Genomic DNA, 13,877 nt, shown 5'->3' on the forward strand with positions numbered 1-13,877 from the left:
GGGGTGAGGGGGTTGTATATTGTACCGGTGGTTTTATTACAAAATCTGTTCAACAGTACCCTCGACAAACCGTTCTATTTTATTTTGTTGTTTAGTTAGTTGTGTTTAGATCTCTGAAGCGGTGAACGAAACCCGACACGCAATCGTCAACCCCCGATCCACTTCCACACCCCACACCGTCAACAGTCTCCACCCGAAACGAAGGGGTGGGGGAGGGGGAGAAAACGAAATGCGACATGAGAACTCGGTTCGCGACAATAGTTAGCTTGACCCATGCAAGAACCGAACTAAGATGCAGAAACCAGAGCTCCACAGATCCCGGTACAGATACCAGCAGGAATCCAGCAAGAATTCAGCAGGAATCCAGCAGGGATACAGCAGGGATACGGCAGAGATCTAGCAGAGATCTAACAGAAATATAGACGAAATCCATGCACAACCCTCAGACGCGATCCTTCAGCGCTTCTTCCGGGTCGCTTTCTACTGTGTATCTGTAACGAGGCCCTTGTCAGTGAGCCTCTCGCAGGCAAAAAGTTGATAATTCATATAAATAGTTTGCAACGAACAAAGCGATATCGGGGGTATCACCAACTACACGACCCGAATATTGGCAAATCGGCTGTGTCTGACGCAGTTCTTAAGTGAGAGGGGCGTGGATTCTATCGTAATTCCCCGAACACACCCTAAATACGCGGCACCGGGCGTTACCACACCGCACAGAGTGTCTGGGAGAGAACACAGGACTGGAGGTCAGGATGGGACTGCTCACGAATCTTAAAGACAGCATATCACGGGTCACTGACGGGCTGTTTGCGGCCGATGAACCCAAGCGGATCGGGATCTACGGACCGCCGAACGCCGGAAAGACGACCCTCGCGAATCGGATCGCACGCGACTGGACGGGTGACGCCGTCGGGCCGGAGAGCCATATTCCACACGAAACCCGCCGGGCCCGCCGGAAAGAGAACGTGGAGATCGAGCGCAACGGGCGCAAGGTCACCATCGACATCGTCGACACGCCGGGCGTGACGACGAAGGTCGACTACAAGGAGTTCCTCGACCACGACATGGAGAAAGACGACGCCGTTCGCCGGTCGCGCGAGGCGACCGAGGGCGTCGCGGAGGCGATGCACTGGCTCCGCGAGGACGTCGACGGCGTCATCTACGTGCTCGACTCCACGACCGATCCGTTCACGCAGGTGAACACGATGCTCATCGGGATTATCGAGTCACAGGACCTTCCCGCGCTCATCCTCGCGAACAAGACGGATCTCCCGGGCTCGGACGTCCAGCAGATCGCGAACGCCTTCCCGCAACACGAGACGATCCCGCTGTCCGCGCTGGAGGGTGAGAACATGGACGAAGTGTACACGAAGATCGCGGAGTACTTCGGATAATGCCGGGCCCAACCCCAGACGTCGACGACGACGCCCCCGCGGACGACTCCGACGACGGGGTCCGGATCGACATGATCAGCGGGGCTCGGATGGACGGGCTCACCGGAATGGAGAAAATCCGGCTCATCCTCGATGGGGTCCGTGACGGGAACATCGTCATCCTCGAAGAGGGGCTCTCTCCGGACGAGGAGTCGAAGCTCATCGAGGTGACGATGACCGAGATCAGTCCCGACGACTTCACCGGCATCGAGATAGAGACGTACCCGAAGGCGGAGGCGGGCGATCAGAGCTTCCTCGACAAACTGATGGGCCGCAAGTCGGCACAGAAGCTCACCGTCATCGGGCCGGCCAACCAGATCGAGACCCTCCACAAAGACGAGAACCTCATCAGCACGCTCGTCTCCCGCAAATAAATGCCACACCAGTGTACCACCTGCGGTCGGACGTTCCCCGATGGCTCCAAGGAGATGCTCTCCGGGTGCCCGGACTGCGGCGGGAACAAGTTCCAGTTCAAGCCGGCGAGCGAGACGGCCGACGAGCAGTCCTCGTCCGGCGATCAGCCATCGGGCGCCGACCGCCAGCCGTCCGCTCCGGACGCGTCGTCACCTTCCGCCGACGACCAATCACCCACCCCGGACAGCCCGTCCTCCACCCCAGACAGCCAATCACCTCCCGCAGACAGCCACCCCGCCACTGACAGCCGATCCCCAGCCGCCGACGCGAACCAGTCGGACTCGGAGCACGTCCGCGAACGAACCCACGAAGACGTGGCGCAGGCGAGTGCGCGCTCGGATGTCGTCTCGCCCGATGAGCTCGATCGGGCGAGCCAGGATGTCGAATCCGATTCGCCCTCCGCCGGCCCCGATCCGGACGCGCCGGCCGATTCGGAGGGCCCACGGCCCGACATCGCCGACTTGCGCGACGAGCTCAACGAGCAGTTCGAGAGCATCCGGATCGTGAGCCCCGGGAAGTACGAGCTCAACCTGATGGAGCTGTACGACCGCCAAGAGTACATCATCTCGCTCCAGGAAGACGGTCGATACGTCATCGAGATGCCGGACGCGTGGGGCATCTCCGACGAGTAGCGCTCAGCTCTCCAGCGGCTCGTCCTCGCTTCCTCTCCCGTAACTCGTTCCACATCTGTTCCGCATTTGTTCCACGTTTGTTCCCCATTCGTTCCGCGTTCGTTTCGCGTTCACTCCGAGCTTGTTAGCAACCCTGCCTGCCTTCTCTCGGTTCATCGATCAGTCGATCGAAATTTTCCGATCAACACCCCGATTCGCGATCGATCATCATCGTCTGGCGACCCTTGTCGAAGAAGACACAGTTATGCGGCTTCCTCCGCTACGGGCGCCCATGTCTATCGATCACACTCTCAGTGGAGTGTCTCGGTCGCGTTCTCTCACGGGGCAGTCACACCAGACCACTCGGTCGATTCGATCGACTCGGTCAATTCGATCGACTCGGTCAATTCGATCGACTCGGTCAATTCGGTCGGCTGAACCGGCCGGTAGCGAGCGATCGGCCGATAGCGAGGTGGCCGTATGCGCGTAGTCGCCAAATTCGGCGGGACGAGCCTCGGAAGCGGCGACCGGATCGAGCGCGCGGCGGACTCGGTCGCGAACGCCGTTGCGGCGGGCCACGAGATCGCGGTCGTCGCGAGCGCGATGGGGTCGACGACCGACGACCTCCTCGACGACATCACTTTCGAGACGGACGACGCAGACCGCGCCGAGATCGTCTCGATGGGCGAGCGCACCAGCGTCCGCATGCTGAAGGCCGCGCTCTCTGTCCGCGATGTCGACGCCGTCTTCCTCGAACCCGGCCATCCGGACTGGCCCGTCATCACGAACGAGCTCGGCGAGGTCGACGTCGAGGAAACGAAGAAGCGCGCCCGGGAGATCGCCGCGGAGATGGACGGCGTCGTCCCCATCATCACCGGTTTCCTGGCGGAGGACCACGAGGGGAACGTCACCACGCTCGGGCGCGGCGGGTCCGACACCACCGCGGTCATGCTCGGCAACTACATGGACGCCGACGAGGTCGTGATCGTCACCGACGTGGAGGGGGTCATGACCGGCGACCCGCGCGTGGTCGAAGGGGCGCGCAACGTCGGGCGGATCACCGTCGACGAGCTCCGGAACCTCTCGTTCCGCGGCGCCGAGGTCGTCGCCCCGTCGGCACTCTCGTACAAGGACGAGGAGCTCGCCGTGAGGGTCGTCCACTACCAGCACGGTGACCTGCTCAGGGGCGGGACCCGGATCGAAGGCGAGTTCGAGAGCCTGATCGACATGCGCGAGGAGCCGCTCGCGTGTCTCACCATCGCCGGCCGCGCGATCCGGAACCGCTCGGGAATCCTCTCGCAGCTCGCGAACGCGCTCCGCGAGGAGGCGATCAACATCGACGCGGTCGCGTCCGGGATGGACTCGGTCACCTTCTACGTCGACGTCGACGTGGCCGAGACGGCGGAGGCGCTGCTCCACGAGACGGTCGTCGACGACGAGACGCTCTCTTCGGTGACCGTCGCCGACCCGATCGCGGCCATCCGCGTGACCGGCGGCGAACTCCCCAATCAGTCCGGCGTCATACAGGAGATAATCGCTCCCCTCGCCGAAGACGGGATCAACATCATCGACCTGATCACGAGCGCGACCTCTGTCGCGGTGTTCGTCGACTGGGACGACCGCGAGGACGCACTCGAAATCGTTCAGGGTCGGTTCGACTGACGGAGAGCTGATTCGGCTGACGGCGAGTCGGATCGACTATCTGGCTCTTTGCGTCGACTCGCTGTGCTTATCGGTCCAAATCGGCCGAATCGATCACGTATCGGGTCGTCAGCCGCCCCTCAAACCGCGGCCCCGGTCCGGCGGACTCGAACCCGGCCTCCTCGAGAATCTCTCCGGTTCGTTCGTCGTCGGGGACGACGGCTTCGACTCCCATCTCTTCCCGCCGAGCGAACCGACGCGGCTCCTCGAACAGCCGCCGAATCGCCTCCTCGTCGCCGTCGAAGTCGGTCACGTGTACGGTCCCGCCCCGCGCGTCGAACGCGACGAATCCGGTAACGGTCGAATCCTCGGTGTCGTCGGCCACCCCTTCCCCATCTGTGTCCCTCTCATCGCCACTGTCATTGCCCTCTCCGTTCCCCACTATGGCGACCCGAACCGATCGATCGTGGATCATGTCCTTCACGACCCCTCGCGGCAGATCCGCCGCCGTCGCCAGCGCTTCGGCGTCCGACTCAAGCGCGTCACGGATTCGCATACTACGGTTACCCGGCGTTTAGGTATAAAACCGGTGTCGGTGACGCGGTGTCAGTGACGCGGTGTCAGTGACGCACTGTCAGCAACACGGCATCCACTCGGCGCCTCCCACCGCGTCTGGCTCACGGTTTCACCGACCGATCTGGACCACGATCTCGCCGAAGAATATACATTTAAACGAGCGGCGGACGCAGAGACTCCCATGAGCAAATCCACCCAGATCGTCGTCGGCACGATCGGCGTTTCGGCCGCCCTTTCGGTCCTCATCATCCTCTCGTACGTCTTGGCTTGATGTTCTCGACGCGTCCGCTCGACGACGACCTCGACGCGGTTCGCGGGAGTCACGCCCCGGGATCCCCGGTGCTCGACGTCGGCGCGGACTTCGAGACGCTCCCCCCGGCCTCGGCGGAGGACCTCGGGCTGTTCGTCGACGGGCTCTCGCCCGCGTCGTTTCCGGTCGACTGGCTCCCGAACGAGACGCCCGACCTGCTCCGTAAGTACGCCGGCCCGACGTTCACGGTCGGGCTCCCGGGAGACGGAACCGTCGTTCGAACGACCCAAACCGACCCGCCGGCCGTGCTCGTCAAGCACCGAGCCGAGGGGACGCCGGACGACTTCCTCGCGTTCCTGATCGCCGACCGGCTGGTCCAGATCGGCGTCGAGCCGGCATCGGGATCGCTGCCCGAGGCGGTGCCGGACGCTACTCTCCCCGAGAGCTTCCTCCCGTTCTTCGGCGAGCGCTACTCCGACCTCGACGCCGCGATCCGACGCCCGGACCCGGATACGGGCGCTTCGACGACCGGGTTGGGCCCGAGCGACGTCTTTCAGATCGCGACCGCGCTGTTCGACGCGTGGGTCGGGCTGTACACCCGCGACACCTTCGCGTCGTGGGAGGGGACCCACCCACGGCTGTTCGACGCGTGGATCGACGCCGGCGACAGCCTCGAAGGGCGCCTCGGCGAGCTCGCGGGCGAGGTCGCTCGGGGGGAGACGGAGTTCGCGAGCGCGACCGAGTACGCCTGTTCGGCGGTCCGCCACGGCCTCGATCTGCCCGCGCCGTTCGCGGCGCTCGACACCGCGGCGTACCGGGACCGCGGCGCCCCCTACGCGGTGGCGTGGGCGGAGAAGACGGTGGCGTCGATGGTCGAGGCCGCGGAGTAGCGGAGGCGACCGACCGTCTCGACGAAACGATCTGTTCCGTTTAAAATCGCCCCTCGGCGTCAGTTCACGTCGGCGGTCACGTTCCCCTCGCTGTCGAGTTCGATGACCCCCTCGAACAGCTCCCGGAACCGGTCCAGCGTCGCGACCTCGTGGACCTCCTCCGAGAGGTGGAAGATGCCGACAGCGTCGTGTTGATCGAGGAGCTCGAGGATGTCCGCGGCGGCCTCGTACACCGCGTCGTCGTCGGCGTAGTACGCCATTTCGGTAAGCGAGTCCACGGAGACGCGACGCTTCCCCTCGTGCTCGGTGAGGAACCGCTCTACCCGGTCGACGACGCCGTCGAGGTCGTCCGGCGCGGAGACGTAGTACACGTCGTCGGAGGTGCGCCGGGAGTACCCGCGCTCGACGGAGAGCGTGTCGAGGATGGTCGCTTTCGTCTCGTCGACGTCGTAGTACTCCAACTTCTGCTCGACTTCGCGCGCGGTCGTCCGCGTGGAGACGACGAGGAAGGCGTCCGTGTCAGTTTTCAGAAAATCGGTGTCGATCCGGTCCGTCTCGCCGATGCTCGGGTGAACGAGCAGAAGCCCGGTTCCACCGGGGATCGTTTCCGGCCCGTTCTCGATGGCGAGCGAGTAGTCCATGGGATCTGAAACCCCCCCGACCGACTTAACGATGCGGGCCACGATGGTCGGTGTCCCCGACGACGCTCCTCGTCGCTCGCTTTCCCGTCCACCCGTTCCCGTCCGGTTTTTTCACCGTCGGCGTCGTGTACACTCTCGATGCCCGGTCACGACACCGCCCGCGACGTCTACCGGCAGGCGCTCCCGGTGATCCTCGTCAGCCTCGTCGCGGGGTTGTTCTCCGGGACGATCCTCGGATCGGAGACGATGCGGGCCGGCATCTCGGAGGTCCCCGGGCTCCTCCTGTTGCTCCCGGCGTTCCTCGCCACCCGTGGCGGGGTCTACGGCTCGCTCGGTGCGCGGCTCTCGACCGGGCTCCACCAGGGGCTCATCGAGCCGCGCTTCCGGCTGGACCGCCGGCTCACCAACGCGATCATCGCCTCGTTCATCAACGGGATGACCGTCTCCGTGTTCATCGCGGTGATCACGTTCCTCTGGCTGCGGCTCTTCGGGAACGCCGGGAACCTCCTCGAACTGGTCGGGATCATGGTCGTCGCCGGATTCCTCTCCGCGGTGCTCATGATCTCGGCGCTCATCGCCGTCATCTTCGTCGGCTACCGGCGCGGGCTCGACCCCGACAACGTGATCGGCCCGGTGGTCACCACCCTCGGCGACGTGTTCGGGATCTTCTTCCTCCTCGTCGGGATCTACGTCGTGGGGGCCGTCGTATGAGCGTCGCGGGTGGCTATCGTCTGAACGCCGTGGAGGTGGCACCGTGAGTTCGGACGACACCGGTGCGGGCTCCGACCGCACGTACGCCGACGAGTGGTCGATCCGCCGGATCGTCAGGACGATGATCCCGCTGCTGGCGGCGCTGTCGGTGCTCCAGCTCGCCTCGGGCACGATCCTCGAAACGTACGAGGAGACGCTCGTGCGGAACCCCGCGCTCCTCGTGTTGGTCCCGGTCCAGATCGGGACCGCGGGCAACCTCGCGTCGATCACCTGCTCGCGGCTCACCACCCAACTCTACCTCGGGACGTACGAGCTCCACCCGTCGAACCCGGACCTCCGTGCCAACGTCGGCGCCGTGTTCGCGCTCGCGGGCACCGTCTTCGGTGTGGTCGGCGTCGCCGCGTGGGGGATCGGCGTCGCGCTCGGCGGGACCCTCGGCCTCGGGCGCGTGCTGCTGGTCTCGCTCGTCTCGGGGATGCTCCTCGCCGTTCTCGTCGTCGTCGCGAGCGTCGCCGCGGTCGAGATCTCGTACCGCGTCGGCCTCAATCCCGACGACACGACGATCCCCGTCGTCACCAACCTCTGTGACGTCGCCGGCGTGCTCATCCTCTTCGCGGTCGTCTCGCTGGTCGTCTGACCGCCGAGTGCATCAACGCCGGCCTCGCCCCGCCTCAGAACACGCTGTCGGCGGTCGCGGCGCCGACCACGCTGAACACCGCTCCGACCGTGATCGCCTTGGACGTCGTCGCCCAGAGCTCGACGCCGACCACGCCCTGATCGACGAGGAAGGTCGCGGGCGCGTCGAATAGCAGCGCGAGGACTCCGACGGAGCCGAACGCGACGATCATCAGCGAGACGAACCGAACGGGGATCCCGGCGACTTCCCGCTCGTCGTCCGGGTCGCGGTCGGTGTCGGCCCGATAGAGCGCCGCGTAACCGATCAGCCCGACGACGGCGGCGGTCAGCGCCGCCTGCAGCCAACTCATCCCCGCGGCCAGCTCCCACACCTCCGCGGTGACGACGAACGGCCCCGCGAGCAGAAACCCGCCGACCGCCTGCTGTGCGGAGTCCGCGATCCGGAACTTCGGTCGACGGAGGCTCCGCGGCCGTTTCATACTCCCTCAAGCGGTACCGGGTGATAAAACGGCGACGCTTTTCACATCCCCGCCCGTTCGCCAGCGTATGAGCGTTCGCGAGGAGTTCGACGAGTGGGCGGCGGCGGGGAAAGACCGCGGCATGGAGGACCGACACTGGCACACCGCCAAGCACGTCCTCGCGCGGATGCCCGTCGAGGACGGCGACGCCGTCCTCGATCTGGGGACCGGCTCGGGATACGCGCTCCGGGCACTCCGCGAGCGGGGGATCGGGCGGGCGTACGGCCTCGACGGCGCGCCGGAGATGGCGCGCAACGCACGGAGCTACACCGACGACGACGCGGTCGGCTTCCTCGTCGGCGACTTCGACGCGCTCCCCTTCGCCGACGACTCGCTCGACCACGTCTTCTCGATGGAGGCGTTCTACTACGCTGCCGATCCGCACAACACCCTCCGCGAGATCCGGCGCGTGCTGAAGCCCGGCGGCACCTTCTACTGCGCGGTCAACTACTTCGCGGAGAGCGAGCAGACCCACGCGTGGCAGGACAACATCGCGGTCGACATGACGCTGTGGAGCCGCGGGGAGTACCGCGACGCGTTCCGGGAGGCTGGCCTGCACGTCGCCGAGCAGGACGCGATCCCCGACCGCGAGATCGAGATCCCTGACGCCGCGGCGTTCCCCACCGACGACTGGGACTCCCGCGAGGCGATGGTGGACCGATACCGGACGTGGGGGACGCTTCTGACCGTCGGCGTCGCTCCCTGAATCGCCTGATTCCGATCCGCTCTCCGTTTCGTCTGGTTTCACACCGCTCTCCGTTCCGTCTGATTCCCTCCGCATCCGGCGATCCCTTTTAAGCGTGCGAGCCGTTCGCACACACGATCACGATGGAACTCCGCTGCGAGGGGTGCGCCGGCTGCTGCGTCGACTGGCGACCGCTCGCGCCCGACGCGGCCGGCTCCGATCGGACGGGGAGCCGTCCGCCGCTCGACGACGCCTACGACCTCGTGCCGCTCACCCGCGACGAGATCGCCGGGTTCCTCGACGACGGCCTCGGCGACGCGTTGGTCCCCCGCCTGTTCGAGCCCGCCGAGGGCGACGACGCGGTCCGGATCGACGGCGTCGACGTCGCGTCCGCCGGCGACCGTCCCGTGTTCGCGGTCGGGCTGCGGAAACCCCCCAAACCGGTCGCGCCGATCGGGACCGACGAGCACCGCTGGCTCGACGCCTGCGTCTTCCTCGACCCGACCACGCTCCAGTGTCGGATCCACGGCGGAGAGCGCTACCCGCGGACCTGCGCGACGTACCCCGCCCACAACCTCGAACTCGACGCCGAGACCGAGTGCGAGCGGGTCGAGGGCGCCGGCGGCGGCGACCGCCTCTTCGACGACGCGGTCCCCGACGACACCCCGCCGCTCCCGTTCGGCCCCCGCGCTGCCGGCGCAACCGTCTTCGCGTACCCCGACCCCGGCGCGCTCGACGGCGTGATCGACCGGCTCCGGGCGGACCGGCTCACGGCCGCCGACCGCGCCCGGTTCGTCGGGGCCGCGGTCGGCTCCAGCCCCGGCTCGTTGGCCGTCAGTCGCGACCGGATGGCGGAGGCCCGAACTCGCGCCCGCGACGCCGACTCGTGGGCGGGCCGAGCGATCCGCGCGTGGACCGAGCAGGCCGCGGGCGACGGCGACCCCGTCGGGCTCGACCCGGACGAACGCGAGCGGCTCGTCCGCGAGCTCGAGGACGACGCGGGCGCGCCCGGAACGTCGGGGTGGAGCTGACGCCGCACCCCTCTCGCGTCCACCCTGCTTACCCCTCTCCGCTCACGCCGCGCCCGGCCGCCAGACCCCCTGTTGCCGGTCGAGCCACGCGGTGACGACGACGTGCGGGAGCGTCAGCGCCGCGATCCCGACGAGCGACGCCGCGAGCAGATCGCCCGGCGCGGCGACGCCGGCGGGGACCGCCAACCCCACCCCGACGAGCGCGGCGAACCCGCCGAGCGTGAGCGGGGCCGCGTCCCGAGCGAACCGCGCGAGGGACCGCCGACCGTCGCCTCCCTCGAGCGCGGTCGCCGCCTCCGGATCGACGAGGACGAGCCGCCCGATGTGCCGGAGCGCGTGCCACAGCGCGAAGTACACCCCGATCGCGAACACCGGGGCCGCGAGCAGGAACCACGCCCACAACACCGCGACCTCGCCGACGTCTCGGAGCCACCCGCGTCGCGAAGCGCCCCCGCGGACCCGGGCGTACCCCAGCCCGACCGACGAGAGCGTCGCCGCGAGCACGACGCCGCCGACCGCCAGCCGCGCCGCCGGAACGAGGAGGGGCTCGACCGCGGCGGCCGCCGCGCCCGGTTCGACGAGGAACAGCCCCACGACCCACTCCGCGACGAGCCGGTACTCGTCCGGGTGGGAGAGGAGGGGCACGCCCATCGGGAGCCCCCCGCGGACGACGAGCGCCAGCCAGCGCTCGGCCGACGTGGGGAGGTGTTCGACCCCCGCGACGGCGAGCGCGGCCACGTCCCCCTGCCCCCAGTGGAGCCACGTGAGCGCGACGAACCCGGCGAACGCGGCGACCGGGGCGACGAAGAACGCGGCGACGACCGCCCCGCCGAGGACCGCGTAGGCGACCGAGACGACCGCGATCGACCGTCGGAGCGACACTCCCGGCGCCGCCCGCAGCGGCACGAGGTGGTCGACCGCCCCGTGGGCCATCCCGACCGCGAGCGTCCCGAGCGCGAACGTCGCGACGCCGAGCTCGACCGGAAACAGGGGGGTCACGGCGCCGATCGGCACCAGCGCGGCGAGCGCCGCCGCCGGGTACAGCGCGAAGAGCCGGTCCGCTCGCGACTCGGCTCTCGCCCGGTCGTCGGCGGCGTGGTCCTCAGTCATCGGTCGCGTCCGGATCGGGGGCCGTCGGATCGCTCGGGGCCGGGCCGGTCGGCTTCTCAACCGACGCCGGTATCACGCTCCGGCGGTCGTTCCAGTCGGCGACCCACTCGAACAGCACGAGGCCGTTGACGGCCATCACGCCGGCCGAAACGAAGAAGGCCATCTCCTCGATCGGGAGGCCGAGGACGGCGACGCCGGTGGTGAACTCCGGCGCGATGCGCCAGGTACCCATCTCGATCGCGATCCGGTCGACGACCCAGAAGTACGCCGCCGGCAGCAGGGTCGCGGTGAGCCACGTTCGTGGCGTGCGGGCGAGATACCCTCCACCGACCGCCCACTGGAGCGCGAGCACCGGGCCGACCCACGCGATCAGGCCGCCGAGGTAGAGGAGCGACGGGTCGCGGAAGCAGAGCCAGAGCCCGACCGGCACCATCGCGACCCCGACCGCGACCCCCGCGATCCGCGGGGCGTAGGCGAAGTCGCCCTCCCGGAACGTCGGGTCGAACCCGAGGCGGTGGAGCGCGAACGCGACGACGAGCGTCTGGATCGCGAAGTAGAGGTACTCGCCGAGCGGGATCGACAGGGCACGGACGACCACCGCGCCGTCGGCGTACGACCACGCGCCCCGCCGGATCATGTACGCGATCCACGGGGTGGTGTACGCGTACGCGATCGCGACGAGGATCGCGATCCCCGCGGCCGCGCGTTGTCGACGCCGCTCGTCGTACCGCGGCGCGAGGTGCCACAGCGCCGCCAGCACCGGGAGACTGAAGACAAGATGGAACTGCAGGTACGTCGGCGTGGGGATCATCGACCCACCCGATCGAAGACGGCCATACCCGGTGGATTCGACTCTGACGGCATGAAGGGACCGGCCAAATTATCGCGACCGGATCCACGGCGACCGATCACAGCGTCGACCATCCACGTCGACCGGCTCCCGATCGTCTCGCCCGGCTCCGACACGGCTCGGCCCGGTGTCCAGCTGTCCGTCGCCTACTCTGCGGGGAGCACGTCGTACCCCTCGAACACCTTCCCGAGCCGGAACATCGAGGCGACGACGGCGTCGCACACCGGTCTGACTGCGTCCTTGGGGACGAACCCGATCGCGACCCCCGCGACCTCCAGCATCGGGAGGTCGTTCGCGCCGTCGCCGACTGCGACCGTCTCGGCCATCGGCACCCCGAGCTCGTCGGCCAGCGCCGCGAGCGCATCGTCTTTCGTCCCCTCGATGAGCGGCCCCTCGGCCGCCCCGGTGAGCTTCCCGCCCTCCATCGGGAGGCGGTTCGCGACGATCGTGTCGGCCTCGACGCCCTGTTTCGCGAGCGCGCGCTCGACCCCCCGCTCGAACCCGCCCGTGAGCACGGCGACGTGGTGCCCCTCGGCCTGCAGCCGCTCGATGAGCGCCCCGGCGCCCGGGCGGAGCGCGACCTCGTCGAACGCGGCGTCGACCAGCTCTTCGTCGAGCCCGCTGAGCAGTTCCGCGCGCTGATAGAGGCTCTCTGCGTAGCTGAGTTCGTCGTTCATCGCCCGCTCCGTGATCTCGGCCACCTCGTCGGCGGCGCCCGCGCGCCGCGCGAGGAGGACCGTCATCTCGGAGTCAGAGAGCGTGCCGTCGAAGTCGAACGCGATGAGGCTCATACCCCTCGTTCGGCGCGGAGCCGTTTTTAAGCACGCGATCGCGCAACGATGGCGCGTCCTCGGTGGTCTTTTTCCCGCTCCCGGTCGTCGCCTCCGGTATGGACCGACCAGACGTGGCCCGCGGCGACGTCGATGTCGACGATCTCCTGAAGGTGATCCTCGTGCTCGCGATCGCGTGGCTTCTCTTGGAGATCGTTGACACGGTACTCGATCTGACGTTCGCGCTGTTGGACGCCATCCCGACGCTCCTCGCGATCGCGATCGTCGTGCTGATCGCCTTACGGCTCACCGATCGGATCTGAGGCGTGTTCAGCCTGAACGTTCCGCTCCCGCCCGCGATCGACCGAATCACGACGGATCTCCAGTCGAAACTCTCGGGGTTCGATCGGGTGCGCGAGCGGCACACGCTCGTCTGCAAGCGGTTCGGCGTCGATGACGTACCCGACCGCGTCGCGAACGCCGACGCCTCGACCGCCGCCTCGGCCGATCCCACCAGCCGCAACCCCTCTCCGCCCAGACCAGACGCCCTCGACGCCCTGCGAGCAGATCTCGCCCCGCTCCTCGCGGGCACCGATCCCTTCCCCGTCGCCGTGACCGGGATCGGCGTCTTCGACGCGCCCGCGTCGGGGTCCGGTCCGGTGATCTATCTGGCCGTCGAGAGCGACGCGCTCGTTCGGATCCACCGCCGCCTCTGCGCCGCCTACGGCGCGGTCGAGGGGATCGAGGGCGACGACTACGAGACACACGTTACCGTGGCTCGCGGTGGCAATCCGCAGTCGGGTGTCGTCGCCGACCTCGTCGCCGCCGAGTTCGAACCGATCCGCTGGCGCGTCCACGCGCTCGACCTGTACGATCCCGAGTTTCGCGAGGTCGCCGCGACTATCGACTTATAAACCGCCGTCTCTGTTGAAACCCTTCGGAAGTGACACATTCTAACTGCCTGTGGTCAGTACAGGGAACTTATCTACCGTGAGATTTACTTAAAACAAGCGCTGAATCCGGATGGATGTCCCTCCAGAAAGCAGTCCTCATCGAGGTGTTTGCGGTACTCCTGACCGTACACCGAGGGATTGCGATGCTCTCCCC

At 67.4% G+C, this 13,877-nt stretch carries 18 protein-coding genes; 12 read left to right on the forward strand and 6 right to left on the reverse strand.

What is annotated here, in order from left to right; all coding sequences use genetic code 11:
* Nucleotides 1-755 precede the first annotated feature (755 nt).
* From DJ69_RS11405 to DJ69_RS11420, 4 genes are all read left to right on the forward strand, one after another.
* A complete protein-coding gene (locus DJ69_RS11405) occupies nucleotides 756-1,397 on the forward strand; it encodes an Era-like GTP-binding protein (protein WP_099255718.1) in 642 nt (213 codons plus the stop codon).
* On the forward strand, nucleotides 1,397-1,810 hold the full coding sequence (locus DJ69_RS11410) for a DUF2073 domain-containing protein (RefSeq protein ID WP_099255719.1): 414 nt from the start codon (nucleotides 1,397-1,399) through the stop codon (nucleotides 1,808-1,810). Before DJ69_RS11405 ends, DJ69_RS11410 begins: the two co-directional genes overlap by 1 nt.
* Nucleotides 1,811-2,482: an OapC/ArvC family zinc-ribbon domain-containing protein gene (locus DJ69_RS11415; protein WP_099255720.1), complete on the forward strand. Its 672-nt coding sequence runs from the start codon at nucleotides 1,811-1,813 to the stop codon at nucleotides 2,480-2,482.
* Between the two features lie 459 nt (nucleotides 2,483-2,941).
* Nucleotides 2,942-4,123: an aspartate kinase gene (locus DJ69_RS11420; protein WP_099255721.1), complete on the forward strand. Its 1,182-nt coding sequence runs from the start codon at nucleotides 2,942-2,944 to the stop codon at nucleotides 4,121-4,123.
* Nucleotides 4,124-4,190: 67 nt separating this feature from the next.
* Here DJ69_RS11420 and DJ69_RS11425 read toward each other — a convergent pair whose 3' ends face one another.
* Nucleotides 4,191-4,658 (reverse strand): hypothetical protein, encoded by a 468-nt coding sequence (locus DJ69_RS11425; RefSeq protein ID WP_099255722.1) that lies wholly within the window; start codon nucleotides 4,656-4,658, stop codon nucleotides 4,191-4,193.
* A 201-nt stretch (nucleotides 4,659-4,859) separates the two neighbouring features.
* On the opposite strand from DJ69_RS11425, the gene DJ69_RS19275 reads away from it, so the two are divergent.
* Complete coding sequence (locus DJ69_RS19275) at nucleotides 4,860-4,949, forward strand: hypothetical protein (RefSeq protein WP_444682846.1); 90 nt, start codon at nucleotides 4,860-4,862, stop codon at nucleotides 4,947-4,949.
* The gene (locus DJ69_RS11430; RefSeq protein WP_099255723.1) at nucleotides 4,949-5,818 is read left to right on the forward strand and encodes a DUF7089 family protein; all 870 of its coding nucleotides are present in this window, start codon (nucleotides 4,949-4,951) and stop codon (nucleotides 5,816-5,818) included. Before DJ69_RS19275 ends, DJ69_RS11430 begins: the two co-directional genes overlap by 1 nt.
* Nucleotides 5,819-5,877: 59 nt before the next feature.
* Here DJ69_RS11430 and DJ69_RS11435 read toward each other — a convergent pair whose 3' ends face one another.
* A complete protein-coding gene (locus tag DJ69_RS11435) occupies nucleotides 5,878-6,459 on the reverse strand; it encodes a DUF7090 family protein (protein WP_099255724.1) in 582 nt (193 codons plus the stop codon).
* A 138-nt stretch (nucleotides 6,460-6,597) separates the two neighbouring features.
* Between DJ69_RS11435 and DJ69_RS11440 the strand changes: the two genes are divergently transcribed.
* Both DJ69_RS11440 and DJ69_RS11445 read left to right on the forward strand, forming a co-directional pair.
* Nucleotides 6,598-7,170, forward strand: a complete 573-nt coding sequence (locus tag DJ69_RS11440) for a magnesium transporter (protein WP_099255725.1) — start codon at nucleotides 6,598-6,600, stop codon at nucleotides 7,168-7,170.
* 121 nt (nucleotides 7,171-7,291) lie between these two features.
* Nucleotides 7,292-7,807, forward strand: a complete 516-nt coding sequence (locus DJ69_RS11445) for a magnesium transporter (protein ID WP_099255734.1) — start codon at nucleotides 7,292-7,294, stop codon at nucleotides 7,805-7,807.
* 34 nt (nucleotides 7,808-7,841) lie between these two features.
* Here the strand turns inward: DJ69_RS11445 and DJ69_RS11450 are convergent, their stop codons facing one another.
* Entirely contained in the window at nucleotides 7,842-8,285 is a 444-nt protein-coding gene (locus DJ69_RS11450) for a DUF2391 domain-containing protein (protein ID WP_099255726.1), read from the reverse strand.
* A 67-nt stretch (nucleotides 8,286-8,352) separates the two neighbouring features.
* Between DJ69_RS11450 and DJ69_RS11455 the strand changes: the two genes are divergently transcribed.
* A complete protein-coding gene (locus tag DJ69_RS11455) occupies nucleotides 8,353-9,030 on the forward strand; it encodes a class I SAM-dependent methyltransferase (RefSeq protein ID WP_099255727.1) in 678 nt (225 codons plus the stop codon).
* 122 nt (nucleotides 9,031-9,152) lie between these two features.
* Nucleotides 9,153-10,040 carry a YkgJ family cysteine cluster protein gene (locus DJ69_RS11460; RefSeq protein ID WP_099255728.1) on the forward strand — a complete coding sequence of 296 codons (888 nt, stop codon included), beginning with the start codon at nucleotides 9,153-9,155 and terminating at the stop codon, nucleotides 10,038-10,040.
* 42 nt (nucleotides 10,041-10,082) lie between these two features.
* On the opposite strand, the gene DJ69_RS11465 is transcribed toward DJ69_RS11460, so the two are convergent.
* The 3 genes from DJ69_RS11465 to serB form a co-directional block, all read right to left on the reverse strand.
* The gene (locus DJ69_RS11465) at nucleotides 10,083-11,150 is read right to left on the reverse strand and encodes a Brp/Blh family beta-carotene 15,15'-dioxygenase (protein ID WP_099255729.1); all 1,068 of its coding nucleotides are present in this window, start codon (nucleotides 11,148-11,150) and stop codon (nucleotides 10,083-10,085) included.
* Nucleotides 11,143-11,961, reverse strand: coding sequence for a lycopene cyclase domain-containing protein (locus tag DJ69_RS11470; RefSeq protein WP_099255730.1), 819 nt, complete (start codon nucleotides 11,959-11,961; stop codon nucleotides 11,143-11,145). The genes DJ69_RS11465 and DJ69_RS11470 overlap by 8 nt, the downstream gene beginning before the upstream one ends.
* Before the next feature lie 185 nt (nucleotides 11,962-12,146).
* Nucleotides 12,147-12,791: a phosphoserine phosphatase SerB gene (gene serB, locus DJ69_RS11475; RefSeq protein WP_099255731.1), complete on the reverse strand. Its 645-nt coding sequence runs from the start codon at nucleotides 12,789-12,791 to the stop codon at nucleotides 12,147-12,149.
* A 98-nt stretch (nucleotides 12,792-12,889) separates the two neighbouring features.
* Between serB and DJ69_RS11480 the strand changes: the two genes are divergently transcribed.
* Both DJ69_RS11480 and DJ69_RS11485 read left to right on the forward strand, forming a co-directional pair.
* Nucleotides 12,890-13,093 (forward strand): DUF7554 family protein, encoded by a 204-nt coding sequence (locus DJ69_RS11480; protein ID WP_099255732.1) that lies wholly within the window; start codon nucleotides 12,890-12,892, stop codon nucleotides 13,091-13,093.
* Between the two features lie 3 nt (nucleotides 13,094-13,096).
* Nucleotides 13,097-13,684, forward strand: coding sequence for a 2'-5' RNA ligase family protein (locus DJ69_RS11485; RefSeq protein ID WP_099255733.1), 588 nt, complete (start codon nucleotides 13,097-13,099; stop codon nucleotides 13,682-13,684).
* Nucleotides 13,685-13,877: the final 193 nt, after the last annotated feature.

The sequence above is a fragment of the Halorubrum persicum genome (assembly GCF_002727125.1).
GTDB classification, from domain to species: Archaea; Halobacteriota; Halobacteria; order Halobacteriales; family Haloferacaceae; genus Halorubrum; species Halorubrum persicum.